The sequence below is a fragment of the Actinomycetota bacterium genome, assembly GCA_005774595.1.
Taxonomy (GTDB): domain Bacteria; phylum Actinomycetota; class Coriobacteriia; order Anaerosomatales; family D1FN1-002; genus D1FN1-002.
This window is the reverse complement of record VAUM01000226.1, coordinates 1-3,234: the sequence shown is the minus strand read 5'-3', so window position 1 is coordinate 3,234 and position 3,234 is coordinate 1. Positions and strand designations below refer to the sequence as shown.

Genomic DNA, 3,234 nt, shown 5'->3' with positions numbered 1-3,234 from the left:
TCGAGGTCGAGCAGGCGCAGCTGCACGCAGCTCTCGGCGACCGCGGCCGCGGTCTCGTAGCGGTTCGCTCCCCACCAGCGGCCGGTCTCGTACGACCCGGGGTTGGGCGCGATGAACGCCTCGGCCTCCTCCTGGACGTTCGCGCTGACGGCCGCCTCGCCGCCGATCACCACCGCTGACCTGTAGTAGTCCTCGGACAGTTCCGCGGCCGTGGCAATCGGCAATTCGTCGCGCTTGACGAGCAGGATCGGCAGGTGCCGCGCCGCGGACAGCGGTGCGGCCGCCAGCGCGTCGGCGTAGCTCTCGCCGGACACGATGATCGCCGCGCCGTACCACACCGAGTTCTCGCGGCTCATCTCGGTGATGTCGTAGACGCGCTGCGAGACGGCGACGGCGGTCGCGTAGCGGTCGACGCCCGAGACCCGCTCGACCGAGAACTCGCCGTGGACCGCCTCGATCGCGTCGACGACCGCGTCCGAGACCGCGGCGGTACCCCCCACGACCATGAACATGGACGCGCCGAGGCGCGCGATCTCCGCAGTGGTCTCCGCCGGGAGCGAGTTCTTGCGCACGAGGAGCAGCGGGCAGTCGAGCGCGCCCGCGAGCCCCGCGGCGGACAGCGCGTCGGGCCAGTTCTCGCCGCTCGCCAGCACGACGCGAGGCGAGCGCGAGAAGTGGCGCTCGGACATCTCGGCGGCGGTCGCGTAGCGGTTCGCGCCCGCGACGCGGACGACCGTCGTCGGCGACTCGCCGAGCCACACGTCGTCGCCTTGGGTGTAGACGACGCTGTTGCCGTAGACCGCCGGCCCGAACATCGACGTGTCGGTCACGAGCACCGAGCCGGCTGACCAGCCCTCGAGCTGCGCGCGCACGCCTCCGACGCCGGTCGAGTCGTCGACCCAGGCGAACGCGCGTCCGAACACGGCCGGCTGCTGGCGCTCGACGTTCGGGCCGGCGACCGTCGTCTCGCGCTCGCTGCGCGTGTCGAAGGCCATGATCGCCGTCTCGGGCCACTCGAACTGGTTGGCGCGCCACACCACGGTGTCGTCGTGGACCGCCAGGTCGCCCTCCCAGTTGCCGAGGCCGTCGGGCGGCCCCGAGATGTCGGTGGTGTTGTCGCGCGAGCGGTCGTAGCGGTAGACGTTCGGGAAGACGTCGTCGTCCTGGTAGTAGACGAAGCCGCGGCTCGTCCCGAGGCGCCCCTGCGAGCCGACGATCGTCGGCACTCTGGTCGTGACCACGGAGGGCGGGACGCGCATGTCGCGCATCCACACCTGCGTGCCGTCATGCCACACCGCCACGGAATCCTGGTAGACGGGGCCGGTCTGCTCGCCGCCGCCGCCCGACAGCATCAGGTCCGAGTGCGAGCGCAGGTCGTGCATGCGCGCGTCCTTCGTGCCGCTCGTGTCGTCCTCGTACACGACGACCCCGTTGGAGACGCGCGCGTTGGTCTGGTTGCCCGCCGAGGGCATCATCTGCGCCGTGGTCCCGTCGACGCGGTCGTACACGTAGATCTGGTACTTCGCACCCGCATCGAGCGTGTTCTTCGACTCGTACACCACATAGCGTCCGCCGATATCGGGGGCCTGCTGGTCGAGGAAGTCGAACCCCGCGCCGGCGATGACGCGGTTGTCGAACGTCGCCGACGTGCCGAACGCCCCGGCGGCCGGTCCGAGTGCGAGCGCGAATGCGAGCATCGCGAGCACGGTGCGGTTCGTGCGCATGACGCCACCTCCGAGAGCCGGCGGACGACGCGAGCGAGGCCCCTCATCCGGGATTATCCCGCTGGGGCCGCGGCGCGTCACACGGCGCCGCGGCGCCCCCCGAACGCGTAGCGCACGCCGCCGTCCTTGCACGAGTCCACGCACGAGCCGCACAGCGTGCACTCGGCGTGGAAGGCGTCGGCGCGCCCGACCATCCCGGACACCGGCAGCGACATCGGGCACGCACGATCGCACGAGCGGCACTTCGTGCACGCGTCCGCGTCCGCGCGCAGCCGCAGCATCGGCAGCCGCACCAGCCGCCCGAGCCAGGTGCCCACGATGCCCCACACGCCGAACGGGCAGTAGTGGTGGCAGAAGCCGCGCTTGCCGTGCAATGCCGGCAGCAGCGTGATGGCGACCAGCAGGTAGTAGGTGATCAGGTTGCCCGCCTCGGTCACCGAGATGCCGTGCTCGGTCATGTAGAGCGGGTCGAACCGTCGCCAGCCTCCCGCTGCGACCGCCGCCGCGGCGACGCCGGCGACCCACGCGGCCCACAGGACGAACTTGATCCAGCGCAGCGCCGGGCGCATCTTCGTCGGCTTGTCCGAGACGCGCTCCCAGGCGGTCTGCAGGCCGTTGAACGGGCACAGCCAGCCGCAGAACGCGCGGCCGAGCACGAGCGAGGTGACGAAGACGGCCGCCCAGAAGACGAGCGAGAACGAGGCGATCCGCTCGGCTGAGCCCTGCGTCATCAGGTACGGCGAGTAGTAGTTGAGCGTGATCGGCAGCAGCAGGAAGAAGGTGATGATGATGCCGCGGCGGATCTTCTGGCGGGTCGTGTTCACGACGTCGTTGCCTCACGTGTGGGTGGTCGGCGGCCGAGCGGGTCCGAGCATAGGCGACGTCGGGCGCGCCCCGAACGGGTACCCTTGTCTGAGGGAAGCCGCGAGGAAGGGCCGCACACGTGAAGTACGCCATCGTCATCTTGGACGGCGCGTCAGGCTGGCCCTTCGAGGACCACGGCGGCCTGACGTCGCTGCAGCGGGCCGACACGCCCAACCTCGACCGGATGGCGGCTGAGGGGCTGGTCGGCCTCGCGCACACCGTGCCCGAGGGAGAAGAGCCGTCCTCGGCCGCCGCATGCATGTCGATCCTCGGCTACGACCCGTCGGCCGTGCGCATCGGCCGCGGCGCCATCGAGGCCGCGAGCCTCGGCATCGCGCTGGCGGACGACGAGGTCGCGCTGCGGCTCAACACCGTGACCATCGCGGACGGCGTGATGCGGTCGTATGCCGCGGGGCACATCACGACCGCCGAGTCGCACGCGCTCGTCGCCGAACTCGCAGCCGCGCTCGGCGACGAGACGTTCCGCTTCCACCCGGGCGTGGCGTACCGGCACATCGTCGTCGTGAAGGGCCACCCGGAACTGATGGAGTGCGCCTACACGCCGCCGCACGACATCTCCGACAGGCCGGTCGCGGCGCGCACCCCGAGAGGCGCCGGGGCGGAGCTACTGCTCGACCTCATGGAC

General features: G+C 71.1%; 3 protein-coding genes. 1 reads left to right on the top strand and 2 read right to left on the bottom strand.

Annotation, left to right across the window (positions count from 1 at the left end):
- Window positions 1-1,724, bottom strand: a 1,724-nt coding sequence (locus FDZ70_08300) for a hypothetical protein (GenBank protein TLM72663.1), incomplete at its 3' end; no start/stop codon positions are given.
- A gap of 77 nt (window positions 1,725-1,801) precedes the next feature.
- The gene (locus tag FDZ70_08295) at window positions 1,802-2,548 is read right to left on the bottom strand and encodes a 4Fe-4S binding protein (GenBank protein TLM72662.1); all 747 of its coding nucleotides are present in this window, start codon (window positions 2,546-2,548) and stop codon (window positions 1,802-1,804) included.
- 119 nt (window positions 2,549-2,667) lie between these two features.
- Between FDZ70_08295 and FDZ70_08290 the strand changes: the two genes are divergently transcribed.
- Window positions 2,668-3,234: cofactor-independent phosphoglycerate mutase (locus FDZ70_08290; protein TLM72661.1), on the top strand; the 567-nt coding region annotated here is incomplete at its 3' end.